Annotated in this window: 23 protein-coding genes; 1 reads left to right on the top strand and 22 read right to left on the bottom strand. The window is 35.5% G+C overall.

The genetic code is table 11. The features are described 5' to 3' along the window. The 11 genes from DNK84_RS02275 to DNK84_RS02225 form a co-directional block, all read right to left on the bottom strand. The coding region (locus DNK84_RS02275; RefSeq protein WP_208123235.1) for a transposase at positions 1-330 on the bottom strand (330 nt) is incomplete at its 3' end. 146 nt (positions 331-476) lie between these two features. After that, positions 477-1,073 carry a hypothetical protein gene (locus DNK84_RS02270; protein WP_119342958.1) on the bottom strand — a complete coding sequence of 199 codons (597 nt, stop codon included), beginning with the start codon at positions 1,071-1,073 and terminating at the stop codon, positions 477-479. A 249-nt stretch (positions 1,074-1,322) separates the two neighbouring features. Further along, positions 1,323-4,244, bottom strand: a complete 2,922-nt coding sequence (locus tag DNK84_RS02265; protein WP_119342957.1) for a DotA/TraY family protein — start codon at positions 4,242-4,244, stop codon at positions 1,323-1,325. A 2-nt stretch (positions 4,245-4,246) separates the two neighbouring features. Further along, positions 4,247-4,669, bottom strand: a complete 423-nt coding sequence (locus tag DNK84_RS02260) for a hypothetical protein (RefSeq protein WP_119342956.1) — start codon at positions 4,667-4,669, stop codon at positions 4,247-4,249. A 15-nt stretch (positions 4,670-4,684) separates the two neighbouring features. Then, positions 4,685-5,296 carry a DotI/IcmL/TraM family protein gene (locus DNK84_RS02255; protein ID WP_119342955.1) on the bottom strand — a complete coding sequence of 204 codons (612 nt, stop codon included), beginning with the start codon at positions 5,294-5,296 and terminating at the stop codon, positions 4,685-4,687. A 10-nt stretch (positions 5,297-5,306) separates the two neighbouring features. Further along, positions 5,307-5,723, bottom strand: coding sequence for a hypothetical protein (locus DNK84_RS02250; RefSeq protein ID WP_119342954.1), 417 nt, complete (start codon positions 5,721-5,723; stop codon positions 5,307-5,309). After that, positions 5,723-8,719 (bottom strand): AAA family ATPase, encoded by a 2,997-nt coding sequence (locus DNK84_RS02245; RefSeq protein WP_119342953.1) that lies wholly within the window; start codon positions 8,717-8,719, stop codon positions 5,723-5,725. The genes DNK84_RS02250 and DNK84_RS02245 overlap by 1 nt, the downstream gene beginning before the upstream one ends. A gap of 11 nt (positions 8,720-8,730) precedes the next feature. Continuing rightward, positions 8,731-9,489, bottom strand: a complete 759-nt coding sequence (locus DNK84_RS02240) for a GumC domain-containing protein (RefSeq protein ID WP_119342952.1) — start codon at positions 9,487-9,489, stop codon at positions 8,731-8,733. A gap of 40 nt (positions 9,490-9,529) precedes the next feature. After that, on the bottom strand, positions 9,530-10,729 hold the full coding sequence (locus DNK84_RS02235) for a TrbI/VirB10 family protein (RefSeq protein WP_119342951.1): 1,200 nt from the start codon (positions 10,727-10,729) through the stop codon (positions 9,530-9,532). A gap of 4 nt (positions 10,730-10,733) precedes the next feature. After that, complete coding sequence (locus tag DNK84_RS02230; RefSeq protein ID WP_162902159.1) at positions 10,734-11,600, bottom strand: DotH/IcmK family type IV secretion protein; 867 nt, start codon at positions 11,598-11,600, stop codon at positions 10,734-10,736. Positions 11,601-11,882: 282 nt separating this feature from the next. After that, complete coding sequence (locus DNK84_RS02225) at positions 11,883-12,806, bottom strand: SMP-30/gluconolactonase/LRE family protein (RefSeq protein ID WP_119342949.1); 924 nt, start codon at positions 12,804-12,806, stop codon at positions 11,883-11,885. 334 nt (positions 12,807-13,140) lie between these two features. On the opposite strand from DNK84_RS02225, the gene DNK84_RS02220 reads away from it, so the two are divergent. Then, complete coding sequence (locus tag DNK84_RS02220) at positions 13,141-14,067, top strand: LysR family transcriptional regulator (protein WP_119342948.1); 927 nt, start codon at positions 13,141-13,143, stop codon at positions 14,065-14,067. Positions 14,068-14,120: 53 nt separating this feature from the next. Here the strand turns inward: DNK84_RS02220 and DNK84_RS02215 are convergent, their stop codons facing one another. The 11 genes from DNK84_RS02215 to DNK84_RS02165 all read right to left on the bottom strand — a co-directional run. Beyond that, entirely contained in the window at positions 14,121-15,677 is a 1,557-nt protein-coding gene (locus DNK84_RS02215; protein WP_119342947.1) for a patatin-like phospholipase family protein, read from the bottom strand. Between the two features lie 420 nt (positions 15,678-16,097). Continuing rightward, positions 16,098-16,661, bottom strand: coding sequence for a hypothetical protein (locus tag DNK84_RS02210; RefSeq protein WP_119342946.1), 564 nt, complete (start codon positions 16,659-16,661; stop codon positions 16,098-16,100). Then, positions 16,658-17,719: a type IVB secretion system coupling complex protein DotM/IcmP gene (gene icmP, locus DNK84_RS02205; RefSeq protein WP_119342945.1), complete on the bottom strand. Its 1,062-nt coding sequence runs from the start codon at positions 17,717-17,719 to the stop codon at positions 16,658-16,660. Before icmP ends, DNK84_RS02210 begins: the two co-directional genes overlap by 4 nt. A 36-nt stretch (positions 17,720-17,755) precedes the next feature. Further along, complete coding sequence (locus DNK84_RS02200; protein ID WP_119342944.1) at positions 17,756-18,055, bottom strand: hypothetical protein; 300 nt, start codon at positions 18,053-18,055, stop codon at positions 17,756-17,758. Continuing rightward, positions 18,052-20,394: a type IV secretory system conjugative DNA transfer family protein gene (locus DNK84_RS02195; RefSeq protein WP_328587416.1), complete on the bottom strand. Its 2,343-nt coding sequence runs from the start codon at positions 20,392-20,394 to the stop codon at positions 18,052-18,054. The genes DNK84_RS02200 and DNK84_RS02195 overlap by 4 nt, the downstream gene beginning before the upstream one ends. Then, the gene (icmT, locus tag DNK84_RS02190; RefSeq protein ID WP_119342943.1) at positions 20,391-20,642 is read right to left on the bottom strand and encodes an IcmT/TraK family protein; all 252 of its coding nucleotides are present in this window, start codon (positions 20,640-20,642) and stop codon (positions 20,391-20,393) included. Before icmT ends, DNK84_RS02195 begins: the two co-directional genes overlap by 4 nt. After that, positions 20,639-21,772 (bottom strand): ATPase, T2SS/T4P/T4SS family, encoded by a 1,134-nt coding sequence (locus DNK84_RS02185; RefSeq protein WP_119342942.1) that lies wholly within the window; start codon positions 21,770-21,772, stop codon positions 20,639-20,641. Before DNK84_RS02185 ends, icmT begins: the two co-directional genes overlap by 4 nt. Further along, positions 21,738-22,526: a type IV secretory system conjugative DNA transfer family protein gene (locus DNK84_RS02180; RefSeq protein WP_119342941.1), complete on the bottom strand. Its 789-nt coding sequence runs from the start codon at positions 22,524-22,526 to the stop codon at positions 21,738-21,740. The genes DNK84_RS02185 and DNK84_RS02180 overlap by 35 nt, the downstream gene beginning before the upstream one ends. After that, on the bottom strand, positions 22,523-22,987 hold the full coding sequence (locus DNK84_RS02175; protein ID WP_162902158.1) for a DotD/TraH family lipoprotein: 465 nt from the start codon (positions 22,985-22,987) through the stop codon (positions 22,523-22,525). Before DNK84_RS02175 ends, DNK84_RS02180 begins: the two co-directional genes overlap by 4 nt. Before the next feature lie 16 nt (positions 22,988-23,003). After that, on the bottom strand, positions 23,004-23,438 hold the full coding sequence (locus tag DNK84_RS02170; protein WP_119342939.1) for a hypothetical protein: 435 nt from the start codon (positions 23,436-23,438) through the stop codon (positions 23,004-23,006). Positions 23,439-23,542: 104 nt separating this feature from the next. Then, the coding region (locus DNK84_RS02165; RefSeq protein WP_208123234.1) for a hypothetical protein at positions 23,543-23,778 on the bottom strand (236 nt) is incomplete at its 5' end.

The raw sequence follows: 23,778 nt of genomic DNA, 5'->3' as shown, positions 1-23,778 counted from the left end.
CAAACCTTCAATCCGCGTGCTTCGCTTGGGAACAAGTACAGGATCAAATTCACCTGAGCGATCACGAGGCACATCAATTTCCAATAGGCCATCTTCTGTTATTACGCTTTTTCGTGCCGTGCCGTTACGTGCATTAGCAGAATCGCTACGTTCATGCCTGTCATAACCAAGATGCGCCTTTAGTTCACCTTGTAAAGCACGTTCAACCAGACCTTTGGTTAATTGCTTCAATACGCCATCTGATTTAAATAGATTGGATAAATCAGCACCTGATTCGACAATGAGATCAAGCGCTTGATCTAATGCTTTGTTTTGTTCTTTGTTTTTCATCTTTCGTCCTTAGATTATACGTTTTAACCATTATAACCTATGAAAGAATTTACACAGTTATTTCAATACTCCCTGGTTCACAGAACCTAGTATCTGGCATGATGAGGTCCTTAATTTAAAATCAATCTGCTCAATTATATTGTTCATTACATGCCAAGCTGAGCTTCGCCATCTTCTGGCTGCATAAGCTCGGCATACTTGGTGTTTTCTTTTGTGATCTCTGCGCTATTTTGCTGATGATTTAAAGCTAAAGAAGGCGGTAAAGAAGGCGGAATGTTATTGAACATATCAATAACAGTTTTTTCTTTTTCCATCTCCAGTTTTATGTCATATTTTAACACTAAGGCCCCAATAGAAACTACCATGCCAAGAATACCGCCCATTTCCCTGTTAAGTGTTGACGCTACTTTTTGTATTTTTGTTATCGTCTCATTGCTTTTTGCAAACATTTTTTGTGCTTGTTTTATAATATGCTCTTTATCAATATGTATTGATTGCATATCTGGGTTAGCCTCTTGTAATGCTTTTAGCATTTTTTTAGTTCTTTTTTTTAAGTCTTTACCTTGTATATTATCCGTAGGAATATACCGTTGAATATAACCGGCTATCGACATCCAGTAGCGTAATAAAGCATCTTGATTCTCCTTTGTTGGTTTTTTTTTATACTCAATGTATAGCTCTTCAAGCCTTTTTCGATGTTTTTCAAGTTTTTTTTGTTCTATGTAGTTGTTATCAATTTCCATTATCTTGCCCCTTGTTTATAATAATGTAGACCATACTTGGAAATACTTAAAAAGAATTATGTAAATGGTATGGTTGATTTATATACTCATAAAGTCATTTTAGTGTATTTGTTACGTTTTAATTTAAACACCGCAAAATGATTCACAAGTTGTAGAGATTATAAATAAACATTACATGCATGGGAATATGTACTAAGTACAATTCGACACTATGTCTAAATATCACCAGTTGTCTCAGATGCAAATATTTTATATTAAAACTTTTGCCGCTGTTTCTGCTGCTTTTTCCCCTGTCTGTCCATAGCCTTTATCCTTATCCCAGTCAGCTTGTGCCGTTTCAAATGAACCTTTTTGTTGCGTATCGGTAAGATTTTTTTGCGCTTCAATACCCTGCTGTATACTTTGTGTTCCTGCCTGACTTAGACCTTGTGCATTTTGGGTTATGCTACCCTTAATCTCCTGCACATCCTCAACACCAGCACGTTCAGAAGAATTACCACCAATCCATTGTAATACTTTATCAGGAATCATATAAATTGGTGCAAAGCACTTATTAAAAGCAATTCCGAGAAATGTCGCATAAGTAAATACGATCAATAAACAAACGACTCCACGAGTGTACAAAGCGGTGTTATCATTTGTAACAGGTGGCAACATTTGCATAATTTGGCTGGCAATCGCATGAAAACCTTGAGCAGAAAAATGAATAACAACATAGGTCAAGCTCATACCTATGAAAAGACCAGCAATCATAAAAACAGGGCGCAGCATTAACGCTAAAACCATTTGTATCCCAGGCTGACTTTTGCCAAAAACTTCATGCCCTTCTGGATAAACAATTCCCAGGGACATAATAGGTGCAGCTACTAATGCTTCTGCAACTAATAAGAGCCAGGAAATTTTACCAGCCCAAAACAGTAAAAATGGGGTTAGTGGAATAAATAATGAAAACATCACACCAATGCTAAATACAGCCATTAAAACAAAAAAGACTAAAGGCAGCCACATTAAACTTAACGAAAATTTAGCTAATTCAATTGATATTGATAACATATCATGCACTGATCGTGCTTTCATATATCCTTCAACTGCTGGTGCAGTGATTGGAGTCATCGTTAACATAAACCAACCTAAATTATTTTTAAATCCCCAATCTTTGTCCGCTTTTTCTTGCGCTTCATCTGCAATATCAGAAAGTTTATTTGTTGCGCGTTTTAAAACCCCCGTTGCATCTGCAATTGTTCCTTCAATTAAATTAATACCAATTGCTTGTATATCCTGTAATTGTGATAAATGCAGGCTACTAATGCTACCAGCTGTTTTCTCACCTGGATCTGCCGATTTATCTTCTAAGGTTCCCACTTTATAAATACTGCCAAGAAGACCATCTTCATCTTTAATAGTCTCATCACTCACGCCTATTTCTTCAAAAATTTTGTCTAAAAGTTGCTGTGATACTGTTGATGGATTTTCCGTATCTTTAGCACTGACGCCTAAGAAGTCTACCCCATTATCATCAAAAAATTGTAGCAAGTTCAATATTCGAACAATTGCATTATACGACTGCCTATAGTAGGAATCATTAACTTCGCCAGTGGTACTATTTTGATATTCTACCATCAATGTATTTAACATATTTGCAGTAATATACAAATATTGCGCATATTTAAAAGACATCCCATCTGCCAATAGACTATCAATTTGACTCAACGCAAAATTTTTATCTTTTTCTGAAATAATATTTTTATCATATGAGGTTTGAATAATTTCATTAAATTTTTGACGGACCTGTTCCATTGAGTTTGAAAAGTCTGCCTGCTTTATCTCATCTTTGTCAAAATGAATCGTTGGTGTCCGACGTGGACTTAAACCTTGAGGGATATCTTGCGTGGTTTGTATTTCAGACACATCGCCATTCACTAGGCTTTCTACCATATTGCTAATATTTTCTTCTTGATAAAAAAAGCTCAAATCCATAGATTGGTAATTCACCTGAATAGTATGGTTATATTGCTCGTTAACTTGCTGGTTAAACTGATTAAATTTGTCATATAATTGTTTTAAGTTTTCAGATAATATTTTATCCAAATTCAGATATTGCTGGTCTGCCTCCCACCAGCCCTTTGACGTATCTAATTTGTTACTCCCAGCGTCAGTAGATGGCTTTTCTTCAAGACCTTTAACAATGCCGTTAACCAGAAGTGAAATTGCATCATCATTGTTATTTAGCACATTGCTTTGTAATGGGTTTTGATTATATAGCCTTATAGCATTCATAGCAGAAACTGCTTGCTCCTTTTTAGGCGCATAACTTAGGTACTCCATCACGATTGTAGAAAATTGATCTGTCGTATTATCAGCTGACACATTACCCATATCAATATTATATGTGCCATTTAAGTACAGTTGATCTATTTTGTATTTATAATAATACTCTTGCCCATGCTTGCTAAAAACATTGCTCCAGGTTGTTAGTCCCTGCGACAAATAAGATGTTTCATCTGCCATATCATCTCTTGAGCTTACTTGTTGAAGCGCTTGATTGATTTTCTTGGCATTTTGTTGGATAAAACCACTTGAAGATGGCATGTTTATTTTAAATTGACATATCTCGTTATATGGATTTTTGGGTGTTGGGGCATTCGTACATAGCTGGTGAGAGGCATTAAAACTTGCAATCTGTGCTTTTGTTAAGGACCCTAGCATATACAGTGCAATATCATTTTTCAACGTGCCTGTAATAACACTACTCACGACAGGTGGAACATTATGTTGTGTCACATCTTCATTCACTTTAGACCAGAGATTATCAGCAAAAGTCGTGCCTGCTGCTATAATAACAAAAATCAAATACTGCGCAATACAATACCCTGATTTATAAGGAATAGCTGAAACAGACCCAAAAATAACGCGAATCGGAATCCAATAAGTGTCCCAGTTTTTACCTAAAAACGTTCCATCGCGAGCAGTATTGATAGTGCCTGCAATAACCAAAAAACTATATATTAAAAAAGCGAAAGTTAATAACCCTTGATTAAAATTATTAAAGACATAGTTTAACAAACTTGTTTTGTCGACTGAAAGTATATTAAGTCCATCAACACCAAACAATTGATTGATAACACTTTGTGAGGCATCCGCTGCCGGCACATTAATACTTGGTAACCCCATTACTACTGTCCTCCTAATAAATATTGCCACCACTCTTTAATAGAGCAGCCTAGTTTATGCTTCTTAATCTGCACCACCCAATAATGAAATTTAAATGCATGAGACAAAAACACAAAAGTCAAGCTGACACTTAACAAAAAAGCCCAAATATAGCCGTATGCTAACAGGCATAAAGCATATGTAAGCATCGCAATTCCGCCAAAAAAGAAAAAACGATATAAAAGAGAAAATCGTTGCACGAGATTTGCCAACTTTAGCTTATCGATACCTATATCGTCTAACTGTTCAAAGCTATGCGTATATTTTGGCTTTGACAGAGAAAACATTTTTTTAAAATGCTGTAAGATGACTTTTTGTTGGTTGACTACTCCTTTAAAATCAAAAGAGTTTTTGATTAACTTTCTAGTACGTTTGAACTTAAACATTTTACTTCCTTCATATTAGTCAAAGTGGGATTGAATAATTTGCATGATTTTTAATTGGTTCTGACCTTGTTGCTGCTTGACAACAATTGTCAAAATAAAGCTTTTTTGATCTAGCTGGTCTGATTTTTGATACTCTATAGTAATTGGTACTTGAACTTTCCATAATTGAGCATTATAAACATGAGAATGTGCAATAATACTGGGAGCGCCTTGAATGCTTGCTTTTAATACAAGCTTATCACGAATCATTTGTTTTATCGTCTGACTAAACGCATTTGTAAAGCTATCCCAACTTTGTTGATCAAATAATTTTTCATTTGCAAGCATTTGCTTTTTATAGTTCAAAAAATCCAGTCCATATAAACTAGGTACAATCATTGCTACCCAGTTCTTAATCATGGCATCAGAGTAATGAACCTTATCATTTTCAACTAACTGCTGTAGCTGACCTGATTGGTTAACGGCAAAGAAATACTGCTGTGGCGATTTTGTTAGAAAAGTAACCATCAATACAGTTAATAACAAGTTGATAACAACACTAATGGTGAGAGCACTTAAAGCTCGACGAAAGTTAACTTGATAAAATTTTTGTTTTTCTATAATTTGCGTGAGCATATCAACTGCCATAAAAACCTCTTTAATCTTCGAAAATTTCTTTTACACATTCAAGTGCCTGTATCGATAAAATATCAGACATGATAATAGCCTTTTCAATTGCCATATAATTGCACATAAGTGATTCATACTCTTTGTTATCTGATAAATAACGAATCATTGCTGTGGAAAATTGTGGATTATTCTGATTTACAGATTGCAAAAAGTAGTAAACAAAAACAACAGGCATAGCACTTAACATGTTGCTTACCTGTTTTGCTACTTCATCAGTATACTCAATTTGATAACATACCCTAAGAAATATCATAATTTGTGAAGTGATGCTTTCCATACTTTCTAACTTATCATTCTCAAGTTTGATAAGATTAATAATTAATCTTATCAACACCGGATTATGGTATTGTTCCATAAAGTCAATTATTTTTTCTTTTATTTGCATCAGACATGTCCTTCTACTAAATTTTTAAAGGGTTGATTAGTAAATGAGTCAAACATTTCATCAATAATTTCCCGGCAAATAACTTTTACAGTTTTATCTGGATTTTTCTTCTGCATTAACGCGACATAGGATTTGACAGTTCCATCTGGAAAACGTTTTGCTAGAAGGTTTCTCACTGCATCTGGTCTATCTGTTAACTCATATAGGCAATCTCGAATATAAGCATCCTCTGTTGTCGTCGTTAGCGCCCAAAGCTCAACTGCACCTAATGTTGCTGTCAGTAATTGCGTATTCATGCCAGATTTAGTAACAAACTGCGCTAAGAAGTTAACACCACTTCTCTTGGGGCCTGTAACATGATCTTTTAACGCTTGTTTTTGTATGCTATTCAAGCCAAAAACGCTAGCTGTTTTATCCAACATATCTTGCGTTCCACCATCCAAAATGAAGGTAGAGGTTGCAAACTCTAACATTAGTTGATCAAAATCACTCAAACTTTGTGATGATAAAGAGATCTGAATTTTCCATTTTCTACCTTCTCGCATATCTCTCAAAATCTGATCTCTTACTGGCTTTATGCCTTGTGTCCGATGAAATTCATCGTATACAAGTCGCTTGGGCTGATTAAGGATGCTCTTATAATAATTACAATGGTATGCATAATAACGTTTGCTAAGTACCGATAGATCTTCTATCGATGTAAAAAGGTGCTGAGCAACTATATGACGTGCTTGCATATACGCAATAGATGTTTGTTTGTTTGCAAGTGCACTGCCTTGCCTTGCAACATTATCAAGATCCATAATAACCAGCTTTGCATCAGCAATTTGTAAGACAGTCGGTGAATTTAAATGTGGATAACTTTTTACAATACTAGAAACCTTACGTGCATACCATTCAATATAATTTTCTCCAGAAGGGGCCTTAATTTTACCATAGATATCACGAATAACATGGAAATTAGCAATTGTGACAGTGTCAGATAAACTCGGCATTGCCAAGTATTGCGCCTTCTGGGCAAGCACATACTCTTTATGGTCAAATAAAAGATCAACTACCTGCCACCAACTCTCAATATCATCAATATTTGCGAACTCAGCCATTTTTTTATCTACTTCAGTATTCATGTTAGGTAAATAAGGCTTAGGGGCGTAGTTGTCTGAAAAGTATTTGTATGTTTCCGCAATAATTAATGATACCATTGAACTCACATCTTCTGGCAACTTATCCGCATCAGGATCCAACACTAATAAATTAATAAAATTCAATAAAAAATGCTGTTGCATGCGAGTTGGGACTCTAGCACCTAATATTGTGTCAAAAGGATTGCAAGCGTGATCTCGTGAAAAGCTTAATTTATGATACACAATCTGTGAACGTTGCTCCTTTGGCAATGCATACTGCAACAAGGAAGCCAAGCCTTTAGCTGAAGGCCCAACATCAATAATGCCAACATATGGCAATGAATCTAAGCCTGGTGATAAGCATGCGGCTAAATTTAATGCATTACTCAGCACAGATTTTCCAGAGCCAGAACGTGCATAAATTAAATCAACCCAGCTAATTTGCTGGTCTGAACCTGGCTGGTATGGCCATAGCTTCCCAGAAGGCGTTCTAAATAGCATGCTACCAGAATCCCATGGTGATGCTGGCATCGTAAATGGCATAAACTTGAGCGCCTCACTAAGCGGGCATGCACAAACTGTTCCTAAGTGTTGGTGGTTCATTGCTGGCAAACTCCCTGTAACAACGGCAAATGGATCACCTGTTATTAAACTTGTCTCACAGCCTCCCCAACCTTGTACTAACCTAGATAAAAGCGATTCATTTTTTTCAAGTAGATCTTTATCATTTTTAGGGGCCCACGTTGTTAATACAACAGATATTTTAATGATGGGATCATCGCCATTTTGTTCCAAGTATTTAAGAAAATCATGTGAATTCACAAGTAAACGATTATGATATGAGCTAAAAGCTAATAATTTAGCAAACATTGCTTTGCTTTTACTAATATCAATCCCCTTTTCAGACAAAACAGTAGAAAATTGCCATGGAATATTCGCTTTATTAAGCTCCCGCATTAAATAAACAAATGGTTGAACATCCTTAGGAAATAAGTTGATAAGAACTGCGCTATAGTTATAACCCCCAATTTCACAACTTTTTATATTTAGGTTATCAGCACCTTTAGGAAAAATTTGTTCACTGATTGATGGCCATAGCCATGCTGATAACCCTTGTTCGCTTAGCTTATTAAGCTTAGGGGTAGCAGGGTCCCCAGGTAAAAAAGGTAACCATGCCTTAGCTGTATCATTTGGGTATAATCTTTTTCTTAAATCTGCAACAACCTGATGCCCACTAATCAGGTGAACATAAAAGCCACATTCACGGAAATTTTCTAAAAGATTTTGCGTTGCTGTTTTATGCGTTATTCTTAGTTCACTTAATACATTTAAAATTCTTTGTTTACCTTGGCCTATTGGGTAAGCAATTTTTTTTACTTTTTGTGCATGTGATTTCGTACTCTGCTTTAATGTCGGCAATGCTTTGGGTAGCGTCCACAGTGTTATATAACAGCGTTCATGATGACAATATGCTTGTAAAGTTTTTTTACGAGATATCAAAACATCCTCTAAGTTTAAGTTTAGTAACTGTGAGGTCTTTGCTACATTACTATTTGCAAATACTAAGTCCTCAGTTAACTTACTTGGATCACTAACAAAATTCACTTGGATACTGTGTCCTGTATTATTAAATAAAGGTTGTAACGCTTTGTTAAGCCTTTCACTTAAATCCAGATAGCTGCTCCAAGAGATTAATTGATTTAGCCCCGTCATCTCGATAACTGACACAAGCGCACCTGATTTTGTTACAAGCACATCTTCACTATCAGCACTGTCTAAGTCACAATACGTATCAATTGATTGTTTAGCCAATGAACTCAGCATGGAAAACAAATTTTCTACTGCATCATAAACCTTATGTATAACAGACATCATATTTCCCCTTAACTGATCACAAAGCCAGAGCTCATAAAAACTTTTCCTGCATCTGCATCAATTTTCACAACGTGGCCGTAGCCTTTTACTTTTGTGTCTTTCGTCAAAAATATTGTGTTATTATCTTTAGTTTTTACCCACGCTTTTCCAGGCATAACAGCAACAATTGACAAAGGGTTTACTTGGCTTGTTTGTTTGGCCAACAAAGAGTCTAGCTGCTGTTGTATCCGATGAAGGTTGCTGCTAATAGATTTTACTGCGTGCATAGCTTGAACTTCTTTTGTTAAGTTAGCTATTTGTTTTTCTAGTTTGTCTTTTTCATTAAGCTGTAAGTTTTTAATACCTTTTTGATTGGCAACAATAACCTTTTGATTCTTAAACAAACTTTTTATCTGAGCAGATAGTTGAGATAATTTCTGGTCATCTTTTTCTATTCTCCTTATTTGCGCACTATCTGCCACCTCTTGCTGACGCTTTTGCGAGTATGCTTGGCTATTTTCTCTTACATCTTTATGGTCTGCTGAATCGAGCTCAAAGTCAAATTGTGACTGCTGCTGAATCGTTGTCTTTTTCTCATGTTCTGGCAACACTGTCTTAATGACAGTATAACCACCATAAGCAAGTATAATAGCACCTAACAAATAACCAAAATAAACAGGATGAAAGGTGAATTTCTTCTTTGTTTTCTCGCCTTGTGCTAACTCATCTTCCAAACCTAACAGTTCATTATTTATATCACTGCTGTTCGTATTTTCTTCATCTAACATCAACTTACCTCTTACGATTATTAAAGTTATTCATAACTTCTTAAGTGTCATGATTTATTTTTTGACTAATTGTCTGAACCAATTGGCGGTTTATTAATGAGCTTTGCTGTACGTCTTGCATAAATAGAACACCAATCCCTGCACCTTTGGCTAATTTAACCGTCACAGGACGTGAAAACTCCTGTCGTACGGAGCTGCTTAATGATGTTCCTATTTCTCCCAGACCTGAGAAACTAGCATCACGCACACTATCATTTAGCTTATTATTGATGCAAATAGTTCCACTTTTATTACAGTTCCAACTATCTTGATTATCACTATTAAAGTACGTTCCAAACCCTTGTAAAAATGCTGCTGCGAACAAACTGCCGTAACGTAACAAATAATGATGATTTATATCGCCAGCAAGAGAGGATTGTGCCGTTTCAGAATCAATTGCATAGGCATTAATAGAAATACTGTTATTATGTCCAGGTATAGACATCTGATTAAATTTAATGACAAGTCTCTCACCTGAGAGTTGAAATTGTCCTAATAGTTTTGCACCTTTATATTTTCCTGTAACAACTGTTGCCAATACAGGTGTTCCCTTTTGATCACTATTAATAGCTGTATTAATCACTGCAAATAAAATATCCCCAGCTTTAATTAAATTAAGAGGGGCGGCCCCTTGAGATGCTGCTGCTAATGCTGCTGTGCTTTTTTCATTATCACTTTTAAAAGTATTACTATCATCATGCTTTGACCATAACTTCAACAAATTTTCTACTGACTGACGCATTCCGCTTGAGTCTTGCATCTCAAAATTACTGCCATTGTTTATTTGAAGAGCCTTTTGCTGAGGTGGAATAGTTGCCAAGTTAGCAGACAAAACATCACTTGGGCTTTTATGATTATGATTCTTAATATAAAAATCTTTTGGGCTTTCAGCTGTTATATTAGTGTTCTTTTGATAATCAGTTGCGTTATCACTGTCTGAAAATAGATTAGGGACATAACTTTGGCCTGCACTTTCTGCCTGATTAACTTGCTTTTGTTCGCTTTTTACAGATAGATTTCGATAATTATCAGTCTTAACCAATGCGGACTTATGAGGAGATATTTTATAATTCTCAACTGAAGACGGCAGGTGCATATTATTCGAGGCCGTTGGTAATAGCCAGTTTGCTGCTAAAATAATCACGCCCACAATTGCAAGTATAATGACTATAAGTCGTAACTTCGGTGATAATTTTTTCATTTTACTATCCCTCTTCTACCGTTACTGAAAAAACGCCACGGTCTTTATTATTCAATAATAAATGCGAGGTGGGTTTAATCTCATAAACATGCATTTCATCCACACCATCATTCTCACTCTGGAAGTGCCATTGTGGAGATATTAATAAATCTGGTGTTAAAACTAAGTAACTATGATGGTATGCCCATACTTTAGTCCCATCAGATACCCCTTTGACGGCTAATAACATTGCTTTTTCCGGCGCAATACCTGCCAACAGATTGACTAAGTACAATGGCGTTTGGTTAATATTTGTAGTGTCATCTTTATTGCTATTTGTACGCGTTGAAACTCGCAAGTAATTCATATCACTCCAGGTTTTTTGTCCTGTTAAAAAAGTAACCATTACAGGCACATCTAAGCCTTTTAACATAATTGCCACATTAGTTTCTTGAAATGCCTTTAGCCCTTGCAAAAGCAACACACCTCCTTGTTTATTTGGCCAAGTTATTTTGAAATCTTTGCTATTCCCGATAGTAAATTGTTTAATGGGCCAGATTTTTCCTTTTTGGTCTGTTATTACAATTGAGGTGATCATATCAAGACCAATATTAATAACTGGATGTGTAAATCGACTAGCTGGGTTTGTACTTACTTGGAAAATTTGTGGCTTTCCTACATTATTACCTTCACCTGGTTTCACTTCTGCCTCTGATTCTTGAGAGGCCACACGCTGCCTTACCTTAGCAATATATTCAGGCTTTAGTGGGAACAAACTATCTAGATATTGTTCAAACCCTGTCTTATTAGGCTCTGTTTGTGCCCATCCATTACTAAAAGATATTATTATCAATAAGACAGTTTGTATCAAAAGCGATATTTTTTTTGTCATCATAACCCCATGTCTACATTATATTATTTGAAGCTGTTACCCAACAGAATAGTCAATATGCCTATAACAACTTCATATATAGACACAGCTATTTTGGTTTCTTAGCAACCATCTTATTAAAATTTCTGTTTTTTAAAAATACTTTGGTTGAACGTTAGACATAGCGTCGAACATTAAAGTAATGCTATTGCTCACATGATTGTTTTATGCTAGAAAACACGTTGTATAGTAAAATGGTTTGTGATGGGTATATGAATGTTATAGGGAATATTAAAGACGATGTTAGATGAATTGATTGAGATCCAAGGCAACTAGCTTAGCTTCTCTTATGCCACCTACTGGCGGCGAGACCATGCCACCATTGGTCACCACATAGAGCGTATTTTTCTTCTCTTTTTCCCCAAATAAAGCAGCTGTACACCCGGTAACACCTTCTAAATCCTCAGCAATAATGCTAAACCGTCTATCTCTTGAAACTCTAACAATGCTATTAAAAATATGTGTACAGACGTAGAGATTACCAGAAGAATCAATATCTAAGTCGTCTCCCAGAATACCATCAACATAAACACTCGCCTCACCAGCCTGTCCATTTAATTCTATCTCAACTTTAATAATGCAGTGGCCCTGAGTATTCGTAATATAAAGCTGTCGTTCATGAAATTTAAGACCATTGGCACCAACAATCAGGCTCCCTTCTTTGATAGGACTTTTAAGTAGCTGGCTTTTAAGCCATAACTCAGCAGATTTGTTTTTATAGTCATATTGCCAAATGCAGCCTTTTATAGAATCAGCCACAAGATAATGATGTTCTTTATATCTATGGGCAATCATTCCATTTAAAAAATAGGATGCCTCTTGAAGTTTAAATGTTTCGTTAACAATACCTTCAGTATTGATATGAAAGATCGTTGCTATATTGTTATCATCGCAGCCACTGACTAATATCTCTCCTTGAGGGCCAAAACAGATACCTAAAGCTTCTCCATTAACATGTGCAAAAGTTTCAATATCCCCACTGGGGTCTACTTTATATATAAAACCCTTGGTATCAGTAATATAAATATTGTTTACATGATCAATTGCCAGATTTTCTAAAAAGGTATTGACAGGAAAAGATGCAATAACCTCAGCATGTACCAAATTTCGTGGCGTATTTTGAGGCAGTGGTGTATAAAGTGGCTTTCTTTCGATTTCAATCGTCATATCTCATTCCTTCAAACAATTAAATTTTTTTCCATACTGACAAGTAATACAATAAATTCTTTATACACCTATTGCATCAACATAATAAAGTTACGCACCTTGCACACCAACCTAATTGATAGTATGGTAGCATGCGATCACTACCCCATACTACGCCATTTACTGTTATAAGTCTAGAGCCAGTTTATTGCATATTCTGTAATCTCCTACATGCCAGCAAGAAATGACTTTTTCAGCTTATCACCCCCATACTATGCCTCTAACTTTTTAAAAAAACATGCAACTTTCTTAGAAAAGACTAAACTCAATACATAACTGACCACAAAAAACCATCATGAGTAATAGTATAATTACACACGATCTGTCTTATCATTTATTAATGGTATTTTATACTTTATATTATACGAAAAGTGTGACAGAAACGGCTAATAAACTATTTGTTACACAATCAACAGTTAGTAATAATTTACGAAAATTGCGTGATATTTTTGATGATCAACTATTTTATAAAAACAACAACCGAATGATTGCAACAGCAAAAGCAGAAAACTTAATCGTAAAAGTTACCGACATTCTACGGCTCTATCAAAAACTTTTACCAAAAAAATATTCATTAAAACAATCTACGCACTCCTTTAACCTTTGTATAACCCCTTTACTGCAAGATCTCTGCTACACAAAAATAATACAAAAGCTGCATAACACACCATACAAACTTGAAGTATATAATCTACATGATGAACAAATGCTAAAAGAAGTTGCTAATTCGACAAACATGGATTTTATCTTAAGCTCCACCGACTTATCCCTTCCTCAGTATCATAAAGAAATACTCTATACTGAAGATTTTATTGTGATTATGAACAAAAAAAATCCGCTAGCTGGGCAAAAATTTGTAACAATGAAAGATTATTTGCAAGCTATGCATTTAGTTAACAGCTTTTCAAGTAAGAAAAGTTTTCTAGCAAATGTGCTAGATAAAAAAAATATGGAACGGCAAATATTTCTGGAAACAGATAATATTATTAGCATTTACACAGCATTACAAAAATTTAACTTTGTTCTTGCCACATTAACGCCAACCTTTTTAAAAGTCTATGAAAATATATTTGATCTAAGCGACATGTATATATGTCCATTACAGCTTAATGAAAAAGCACATCACACCCTTTATTTCTTAAATGAAAAGATGCTGATTGCTGACTATGCTAATATCAAGCAAATAATTACCTCAACAATTTATGAATCGACAGTATCATAGCTTACAATGAGGGAGACGCTATCTTTTAACATAGAAACTGCTTAGTCAAATCACTACACTGTTGTTGAAATTGTCATTGATTGCTCACTGGAAAGCGTTTTTCTACTATCTTCATTAGCAAGAACTGGAGGTTGGAAATACTTGCTCTTCTCTGTTCCTGGTATCGTTTGATAAGTATTGAAACTGCTACTGTTATTTTGCGCTAACTGCCTTTGCAAACTACGCTGAGTAACTTTTGAGCCTTCATTCAGTCCCAAGTACACTTTTAAATCACCTGCCATTTTACTTGCATTTATTCCATTGATTAAGAATTCTGCGGTAGTGCTACAGCGCCCCCATCCCGTGTTCTCACACAACTTTTTAATATGCTGCTGAAAATCACTCATGGAAAAAGTGTGCCCAAAGTCAAGCATTTCATTAATATGTTTTCTTAACTCATTTTTAACACACTTCGCATCCTCGCCTCTAGAATTAATCATTGCCATGATCATTCTTTGCTTGGCTAAATCGTCAACGTTTACTAAACCTTTGGATGCCAAATGAGATATGGTGGCTAAATAACCTTGATTTAATAATCGCTCACTTTGCTTTTGTGCTTGTGCAAAGTCCGTAGTTTTTATATCACCCACTTTGAGCTCAACCGTACTATTTTGGTAAACATTTTTAATTTTTTTAAAACCAGCTTCTTTTCTTTGTGTATTGGTATAGTTATAGTTTCTTCCAGTACCGCCTAATATGCTTGGCAACCAATCTCTTTTAAGTTTTTCTACTATACCTGGAGAATAAAATAATTGCTCTTTCTTACCTTTAGTGCTTTTGTCGTTAAGCGCTTTATGAACAGGGTTATCTTTATCTTTTCCTTCACCAAAAGCAAATAAAAGCGTTTGGTTTTGTATTTTTTTATTTTTTTCCTCCCACTCCTGAAATGCTCTCATATCATGATCAATTAGGTCACTATAACTTGGCAGCCCTTGGAAGTCATCTGTTGGTAAATTATCAAAATAACCACCATCAATGTATTGGGTGTTATTAATTGTAACTGGTTTTAAAAGAACTGGAATTGATGCAGATGCCCGTACAGCCAGTGCAACATCTACCTCTGGCGTATATTGCGCATTAAAAATTTGAAAATCACCCGTTTCTTTTTCTACAGCGGTTACAGCAAGATCCTTAAATGTCTCTGGAAAAAGTTTATTTAACGTAGACAAATCTTTAAATGTTATTGCTTCATTAGAGCGACAGCGTCTAACAATATCTAAAACACCTTTATCTTTAGATTCATGTGATCTATTCTCAAAAAATTCAAGGATATTATTTTTTATCTGTTTATTCATAAGTTCATACAACGGATCCCCATTTCTTTCTATACCATACCCATGCGTCTTTTCACCTAAAAGTCCTTTGAAATTAACTGTTTCTGATAGTTCGTATAATTTTTCTTGTGAAATTCCTGAGGCTGCTAACGCTGCTGTCATGGCACCTGCAGATGAACCTGATACACATTTTATATTATCAAACACTTTACTTTCTTTTAATGCTTTATATGCGCCAGGATAAGCTGCACCTTTTGCACCACCGCCACTAAATGTAATATATTTATAATTATGCATTTTTATCTCCTACTAAATAATTTATCGTCATTTGCAAATACAAGCTTTATTTTTTGAACACTGGACATCAGCTCTTATATTTAAATTATAAGTTAATGGTCCCTGGCTCTTTAAAAATTTGATTATTCAAAATCCTGTAATTTAAAAGACCCAATAGCACTTTAGATTTTAGTATTTACTTAATGCAGTTAGAAGAGCCAAGCACATGATTAGACATAATGTCTTATAGCATTTGTAAGTCATCCTGCGTTGTATAATTGGAAAGCAATTTATAATAAATTAAGTTGCAAATAATAGCTCGGATTCTTGCCAAAATTTAACTTTTTAAAGTACAAGCAATAAGAATCAGCTATCAATGTTATTAGGCACTATGAACAATTTACACCGTTAGGTGGATGGTTTCCAGTAATCTGATATGAGCTACTCAAACTTATTCTGTAATAATGAGCCATCAAACCAACGAATATCCTTTAAAAACTTGTTACTTTTTTCTACCTGATGGTAATAATGAACAAACACGCCAGGATGACTGATGTTTACACCTGCCACATCATCTAAATATTTTGCAAGACTACTTAATTCAGTAATAAGCTCTTTGGCTTGAAAGCTATCCACCTCTGGATCATCCAAATTTTTTTTGCACGCATAATAAAGATGGTGTAACTCTGACTGCGACATGTTCGGTAAATAAATTAACTGATCATTACCATCATAACTTAATCTATATTGGTCAAAAAGTTTTAGCTTTGCGCAATAGTCACATAATAATAAGTACTGGCTATTTTTTAATGTCTTTACCTCGACTAGCTGACAGGTGATATCATCAACTGCTAAATGGCACCCTTGGCAATACTGATGCTTGCTTTTTTGGTCCAATAGCATTGTTTGGTAATTCTTTGTTTGCTGAAAAGCTTTTTGCGTTTGATAGTTGCCTGCAATAGCAACGAAGTCTTGTGCTGTCTTTATTATGGTACTGGATTTCATGCTACTATATCCTCCAACTCACCAATAAGGTTATCAATAGTTGGGTAATGAATACTTACCCCCACTCGCTTTTCGTTATTCAGGTGCATTATTGGTGCTGCCGCTTCAATAAATACAGACTTTCGTCCAATATTGTTGATAATATACCATAAAGTGCGATCTAGCGGCTTGATCCATATAAATAAGGCAGGTGGAACAATTCCATTTTTTCTGGCCTCTATTAACAATGCTGCAACAACCGTATTTACATAAGCGTGTTGCTTGATAGTTTCTTGCACCTTATCATGCTTATAGTATCTATTGATAAAGGTTTTAATACTTTGTATAACATTGTTTTTTTGTGACTTACTTAATGCCATTCCACTCTTTAATTTTATTGCAATATCCTTGACAAAGTTCTCGGCCTGCACCCTATCTCCTGCTATATATGCACTACAAGCTGCTATAACAGTGCAGTAACAAAAATTTAACTTTTTTAAACCTGACCATTTCTTGCCTAGCTGTGATAAAAACACATGGTATGATTTATCTTTATTCAGGTTGCCTTGATGATCCAGCAAGTCATGTTTTTTAGCAAACTCCAAAGGTGTTATCCCCATAGACCACGAGCCCTCCGTAAGATCTAGCTTGCATAAATTCTTATTAATAACATAACTGGCCATTGGATTATAATCGCCTGTGAATTTTGCTAAGGTTTTCATATTATAGATATTTTGATAATATGATTGAGGATGAAATCGATATAATAAAAATGCTAAAATAATACTTATGGCGATAAAAGGATATCTGAGCACTTTCCCAACCTCCTTACACAGATAGTAAACATCACCTAAGTCAACATTATTAAGGCTGGTAGATACTAGCCAATTAGATAGCAGCTTATACTTTGGAATAAAGTATGCTATTACTTTTAGTTCATAAAACTTAAGGTAAAACAATACTGTTAATATTTCAGGCTTTAGTAAAAAATAAATAAGCCATAACACTAAAATAACAACTGCAATCGCATAAAAAACAGTGATTTCTGAACCGTCTGATGGTTGTGGTGTTTGCGCCATACTAATTCCTTATTTGTTCTGTTTTATTTTTTTGGATCATAGTCGTATTATGTTTTCACTATCGACCATATTCAGTAATGTGTTTAACAATACCGCGATAAAAAAGATTTGATCTCCTAGACATTCTAATACTAGCTCCCATTGATTATCATGATTGCTATTTAGCCTAGCATGACGATTTAATAAATAATAAAATTTTGCGTCTGCTTTATGATATATGTCTTGTAAAAATGCCTCATTCTTTACAACGTTGTCTCGAGAAAGATGCGTATTACCTGTGGCAAAGCCAATATCATTGACATCTAGAAGTTTTGTTACGACTGTTTTAAAGTTCATGGAAATTGCCTGTCTTTTAGTTGTGCATACTGTTGATTAAAAGTCTCTATTTCGCTTTTAAGCATTGCTATATTATTGTTTGTTTGAAACTTGACTTTAGCTATGTCGAGCAAGTTGCTATATAAACCAAAAATTGCCTTACGAATTTGTTGCTTTGTCCATCCAAGCTCTATGCCAATCCTATAAAATACCTCTATTAAGCTTGGCTCATCAACAACATCGCTTTGATGAATTCCTCCAAACATCTTTGAAAATTCGTCATCTTGAATAAGGTCGGTTGATAAGAAAAGAAAACTATTCTGGTATTCAGGCAACTGGGTCCTGAGCTCCTGCATAATCTCGCTAATAAAGTCTTCATTATTATCAACATTTGTTAACTGCTGAAGATATATTGAAGTTAAATTTTCCAATCCTCTATGCTTGCTTTCTTGTATTAATAAGTTTAATAGTGGTGATAACTCCATTTCATAAGGCTTGCCAGATAATGTAGTCAGATTATCTGTATTATAAACCTTGGAAAGTATATCTACCTGATCAATTAGGATAGGAGAAGACTTTATAAATGCATTCACACGCAATTGCTTTGTTTTGGGTGGATTGGCATAGAACATACGCGCACGTGTAATACCCGATTTAAAAAAAACATGCGCCTCGCCAGGTGCTTGCTCTTTTAAATCCATCAGATCAATTCTCGATCTTTTTTCAACCCCAGCCTCTTTCGAATCTCTATAGCTTAATGCGCTTCCATCATTTCCCATATTATAGCTTCTTGCAACGGTGACATAAGCTTCCCCAGCAGTTTTGCTGAAAAAGTCCCATGTCTCTGTTGGGTCTTCAAGCTTCATACAAATTTTTACGTTTGTGTTTGCAAAGATAGACGCTGCTTCCTCTTTAGAGGCTTTTTGAAAAGCTGGTAAGTCCTGACCCGCAAAAATGACTGAAAAGCCAAGTGATCGTGCCTGTGCAGGCACCACTGCAAAGCCTTCTACAGCATAATAGCCATATTCATCGAGTACACATAAGAATGGTTCATTTGAATTTGAAGGCTTGGCCTCAATAACATCTTTATAGTCACCTTGTAATTTATTACCTAAGCCTGAAGCCAGCATGGTTTTCAAGCTGGCGATAATCAATTTACCTAAATTTGACAACTCGTCCGGCGACTTTTCCAGCGCTGGTAATAATACAACTAAGATGCGTCGATTTAAGATAACATCCTCAAAGTCGACCTCAGCCAAATTTGTGCGCATTATGTATGCATAAACGTCAGCCAATGAACCAAAAATTCTGGTTAGCTGCATTGTGATATAGCCATGTTGCTCATAAGTTTTATCTGATTGTTTACCAACGTTTTTTTTCTGATAACCTGGCAAAGTTGCTAAATAATTATAAATTGGGTCAGTAACAGAAAATGGTAACTTTTCCCTTAATGTGATTATATTATTATATTGATCGACTACTTGTTGCTTCTCAAGTAAATCTTCAATAACATCCAAGACAAAATATTTACGAATAAGGCTGGCATCTAATTGGAAATAGCCTTCATCTCTTAAATAGACCAACACACGCATCAATGCTTCGACAAAAGATATTGCTCGGCCTTTCCACATATCTCCATCACCACCGCCACTTGATGAGGACCCCATAAGGCTAACGATCAGCTGTGATAACATGCTTGATGACCCCGCAGCAAAAGGATTTAATGTGTTCGAAGTCGCCTCTTTTTGTTTGCCAATAATATCCTGACCTCCTGTCATATAATTAATCACGAGTAAATCATCTTCTCGCCCAAGGCTTCTTGCCACCGAGAATATTTTTGCATAAAGCGCGTTATCCCCTTTACCATCGACATAAATAAGGCCACTACCCCTAACTAAAGCATTGTATGAAAGTGAAATAAGCGCCTCTGTTTTACCACTGCCCGTCGAACCAAAAATCAGTGCATGTGTGCGCATATCATCATTAGCAAACCACAACTCATGTTTCAAATTGACATCATTACCAAAATAGTAAATACCCTGTGCTTTCCCAGGCTTCCCCGAGGCAGGCATTGGCGCATTACTATCCTTAAATTTCGACCCAATAGGCAATTTAAATGGTAATACTGGCCTTTGCAAAATAATATAAAGGAATAAAGACAACATTAATAAGAATAAAAAGTCATTTACTAATGGAAAAACATACATACAAAATGCAAATGCCAGCATTAATGCTGGGGCATATCTGCGATCCAAAATAAAATCATAAACCCTTGACTTTAATGGCCTTACATCTCTTATACTACTGTCTGGTCTGGCTTCTTGATGCTTTTGCAGACCTCGAAACGCTTTTTGACTCACAGCCTTCTCCACTTGATTTTTTTCTTGCCAAAAAGCAGTGTGCGAAACATTCTTGCAAAAACTGTTAGACTAATATTCAAGCGATATAATAATACAAAAAATATTACCATAATAATATCAAGCGTTAATGTCCAAGCTCTAAAATGGAAAAAAGAAATAGCAATAAATATAAATACCCGTGCATCAATAAAGAACAATACTGGTGTTCTGCTAGAGTCTCGCCAATGGGTTGATGTATTAATACTCATAAAGTTGATACCTTTTGATAGGTTGATAGGGAAATCAGTTGTTGTTCAAATGCAGCATGAGCGCTTTGCTGGCGTGTGACACCATGCGTTGCAAAAATATCATTGATATTTTGTTGAAGTTTGTTTAATGATAGTGATAATAAATATGCCCTTAATTTTGGCGTCAATGTTAAATGCTCACGGATAGCAACCTGTCCACCATGCAAATTCGGAACCAATGTTTGCCAGACCAATAACCGAGCAGATGATAAAAATGTATGCATTTTTAGGCCTCTTTGCTCATATGGAAACATTTCAAACACTCTTTTGAATGTATCAACAACACTATTACTGTGTATGGTTGTATAAACAGGATGGCCTGTTAATGCGGCCTCTAACACAGCATCTAATGTCTCTAAATCACGCGTTTCACCAACCATAATTAAGCCAGGTTTTCGCCTTAACGCATTTCTGACACCTGCACAAAAACTTGGGAGGTAGCGTGGTACTTCTGTTTGGCTTATAATAGATTGTGCATCTTGACTACTATATGTATACTCAATTGGCGATTCATAAGTAAGTATCTTTAATCCGTGCTGTGCTGCACATAAATGTTTATTAATAACAGCTGCCAATAAAGAACTTTTTCCTGAGCCTGTGGCCCCTGAGACAATAACTACCCCTTGTTGAATTTTAAACTTTTCATAAAACTCAATATTAACGCCAACATTCTCTAAAGAAGGTGGGGTTGAAGGAATAACACGTAATGATATTTGAAGACTGTGTATACCTTTTTTATAATGACAAGCTGTAATGTTAACCCTGAAACGATTTTCAACCTTTCTAGAATATAAACAATCATTATAGCTTATATCAATATCGTGGCCGCTCATAACAAGCGCAATAACATTATCACCATAAAGGCAAACGGCAATATCTTCAACGTCCTTAACAGACAATATGCGTGAACCAATGGTTACTAATGCTCCTTGTCTTTCAACAAAAACATAATGACCAGCTTGTATGGTGATATCAGAAGCTCCAATGTCAAGACAATACTTTAATAATACGTTCAAATCAGCTTTCGCATAAAAAACTGGATTTATGTATTCACTTTTATTTTCTGTGATTTTCAAATTGTTTAAAGTCATGCTTTATGCCCCTCATAGAAAGTACCGGTTTCCACTCACTGGCCGCTAAATTAAATGATGAATTTTTGCTAAGCTGCCACTTATTATTATCGATAACCAAGTGTCTCTTATCCCCTGTAATGCCATTTTGCTCAAATGCAACTTTTGGCATTGTAATCATTCCTTTTGTTACAAGTTCTTTAAACAATAACATACCCTTAAAATCTCGGGTTAGATGCTTCATGCTTGTTTGAAATATTGATAACCCTTGCTTTATCCCTTCTTGCCAAGCCACATTTATTGATTTATCCCACAGACGTTGTTCTTCATCATTTTTAGGAAACAGTGATGCATCAGGTAACTTTGGCTTTTGATAATCCATCCACAAATAGTCACGCCAATTTGGTGGATTAACAACAAATTTAGCAGGCTTTATAATGTGATATGCTTCACCATTGATACTAAGGCTTTGGGCATTATCTGATAAATTGCTTGTATTATAGTTTGCAACCACTGTTGGTGGTAAAATATGATGTGGTAAAAGTAAAGCATTAAAATTATAAACTTTATTCAGTACCGCTGCATTTTTAGATAAGAAGTGGTTAATATCAATCGCTATTGAGCGCAAGCCCGCCTGTGCACCTAAAGCCATTGCTGCGTCTTTAATTGCTTTTTGACGAATAGTCAAGTCAGTATTTGCATGGACATTTTGTGCCAGCTGACTTATATTGCGCAAATCCTGCAAACTATAGTCAATTGATTGTGCGTGTATCATTGCTCATACCTTAAACTTAGAATCTTATTTTCTTGATTAATGTAAATAAACGCTGAGTTCTTGGCTTGAATCTGCACATTCTGTAATACATGCAAAATGGTTGTTATCACCGGTTGTTTTGGTGAACCTACTTGTATCAATATCGGCAAATGTGGCTTTTTACCATAAACTTGAAACTGATAACCTGTGACTGATGCTATCTTCTCAAGTAATGGTGTGATATCACCATACCAACTTAACTCGACACGTTTTTGTAGCACATGATTCTTAATATTAGAAAATGGCAATTGTGCTTTTTGCCCATCTGGGTTCTCTATCAAACTCAATTGATTCAGTGTTGTATCGATGCTTTTACTTGAATTGCTTATTTCTTGTAAAAGCTGTTTTTCATAATCAACCTTTTTAACAATAGGCGCTTGACTTGCACAACTAGATAAAGTTAATGTGAGCAAAATGATCACAAAATTAACTTTGTGTTTAGCTATTATTTGAGTTAAGCGCATTAGAGTCTACCGTGAAAGTTTGTTTGCCACTATCTCCAGCACCTGTCATTATCGTGCTTTGAAGCATTTGAATTGCGGGGACAAGACACATTAGAAAAATGCCAACCATAATATGGCCCATACCATTTTTCACATGCTCTCCTTGAGCGCCTTGGGAAGTGTGATATTTGCGAAACATATTTAACCCGGAGAATACAAACCACATACCCGCTAAAGTCGCCACAATCTGAATAAAATCTTCAAGCTGTGAAACCACCTTGAGTAAATGGCCTGCCCACTTTTGAAAATCACCGCCGGCATAGCCCCCCCCTGAGTCTTGTGAGGCAAAGCTTATTCCAACACCTAATGCTAGTAATAATACACCTGTAACAATCCTCAATATAAATCTTTTTTTGTGTCGAGTAGACATCTCTGTTTCTCCTATTTATAATTTAAATTTTAAACATAATGTGAGAAAGCATGATGCCCCTCACAGAACCGTACTTGTAGATTTCCCACATACGGCTCTTCAACTTAACTCACTGAACCTGTTAAAGTATAAAAATCATGTGTGATTCGTGGCTGCGGTAGTGGGTAGCGTTCAATATATTTGTTGAACTTCTCCCAACTTAATTTCCGCTTTTGGCTTCTTCGATTTAACCATTTCTTTGCCAGCCTCTTGGCAATTGAGTAATAACTTGCGATCGCTGGGAAATTCCCGCTCACGCCATAGTATTCAAAATGCCCTCTTAGCTTGGCTTTGAGTGTTT

It is taken from the genome of Facilibium subflavum, assembly GCF_003574485.1.
Lineage (GTDB): Bacteria > Pseudomonadota > Gammaproteobacteria > Francisellales > Francisellaceae > Facilibium > Facilibium subflavum.
This window is presented reverse-complemented; position numbering and strand designations above follow the sequence as displayed.

Excerpts from the sequence above, each read along its gene's own strand:
- DNK84_RS02270 (WP_119342958.1), bottom strand. The coding sequence starts at position 1,073 with ATGGAAATTGATAACAACTACATAGAACAAAAAAAACTTGAAAAACAT.
- DNK84_RS02265 (WP_119342957.1), bottom strand. The coding sequence starts at position 4,244 with ATGGGGTTACCAAGTATTAATGTGCCGGCAGCGGATGCCTCACAAAGT.
- DNK84_RS02260 (WP_119342956.1), bottom strand. The coding sequence starts at position 4,669 with ATGTTTAAGTTCAAACGTACTAGAAAGTTAATCAAAAACTCTTTTGAT.
- DNK84_RS02255 (WP_119342955.1), bottom strand. The coding sequence starts at position 5,296 with ATGGCAGTTGATATGCTCACGCAAATTATAGAAAAACAAAAATTTTAT.
- DNK84_RS02250 (WP_119342954.1), bottom strand. The coding sequence starts at position 5,723 with ATGCAAATAAAAGAAAAAATAATTGACTTTATGGAACAATACCATAAT.
- DNK84_RS02245 (WP_119342953.1), bottom strand. The coding sequence starts at position 8,719 with ATGTCTGTTATACATAAGGTTTATGATGCAGTAGAAAATTTGTTTTCC.
- DNK84_RS02240 (WP_119342952.1), bottom strand. The coding sequence starts at position 9,489 with ATGTTAGATGAAGAAAATACGAACAGCAGTGATATAAATAATGAACTG.
- DNK84_RS02235 (WP_119342951.1), bottom strand. The coding sequence starts at position 10,729 with ATGAAAAAATTATCACCGAAGTTACGACTTATAGTCATTATACTTGCA.
- DNK84_RS02230 (WP_162902159.1), bottom strand. The coding sequence starts at position 11,600 with ATGACAAAAAAAATATCGCTTTTGATACAAACTGTCTTATTGATAATA.
- DNK84_RS02225 (WP_119342949.1), bottom strand. The coding sequence starts at position 12,806 with ATGACGATTGAAATCGAAAGAAAGCCACTTTATACACCACTGCCTCAA.
- DNK84_RS02220 (WP_119342948.1), top strand. The coding sequence starts at position 13,141 with ATGAGTAATAGTATAATTACACACGATCTGTCTTATCATTTATTAATG.
- DNK84_RS02215 (WP_119342947.1), bottom strand. The coding sequence starts at position 15,677 with ATGCATAATTATAAATATATTACATTTAGTGGCGGTGGTGCAAAAGGT.
- DNK84_RS02210 (WP_119342946.1), bottom strand. The coding sequence starts at position 16,661 with ATGAAATCCAGTACCATAATAAAGACAGCACAAGACTTCGTTGCTATT.
- icmP (WP_119342945.1), bottom strand. The coding sequence starts at position 17,719 with ATGGCGCAAACACCACAACCATCAGACGGTTCAGAAATCACTGTTTTT.
- DNK84_RS02200 (WP_119342944.1), bottom strand. The coding sequence starts at position 18,055 with ATGAACTTTAAAACAGTCGTAACAAAACTTCTAGATGTCAATGATATT.
- icmT (WP_119342943.1), bottom strand. The coding sequence starts at position 20,642 with ATGAGTATTAATACATCAACCCATTGGCGAGACTCTAGCAGAACACCA.
- DNK84_RS02185 (WP_119342942.1), bottom strand. The coding sequence starts at position 21,772 with ATGACTTTAAACAATTTGAAAATCACAGAAAATAAAAGTGAATACATA.
- DNK84_RS02180 (WP_119342941.1), bottom strand. The coding sequence starts at position 22,526 with ATGATACACGCACAATCAATTGACTATAGTTTGCAGGATTTGCGCAAT.
- DNK84_RS02170 (WP_119342939.1), bottom strand. The coding sequence starts at position 23,438 with ATGTCTACTCGACACAAAAAAAGATTTATATTGAGGATTGTTACAGGT.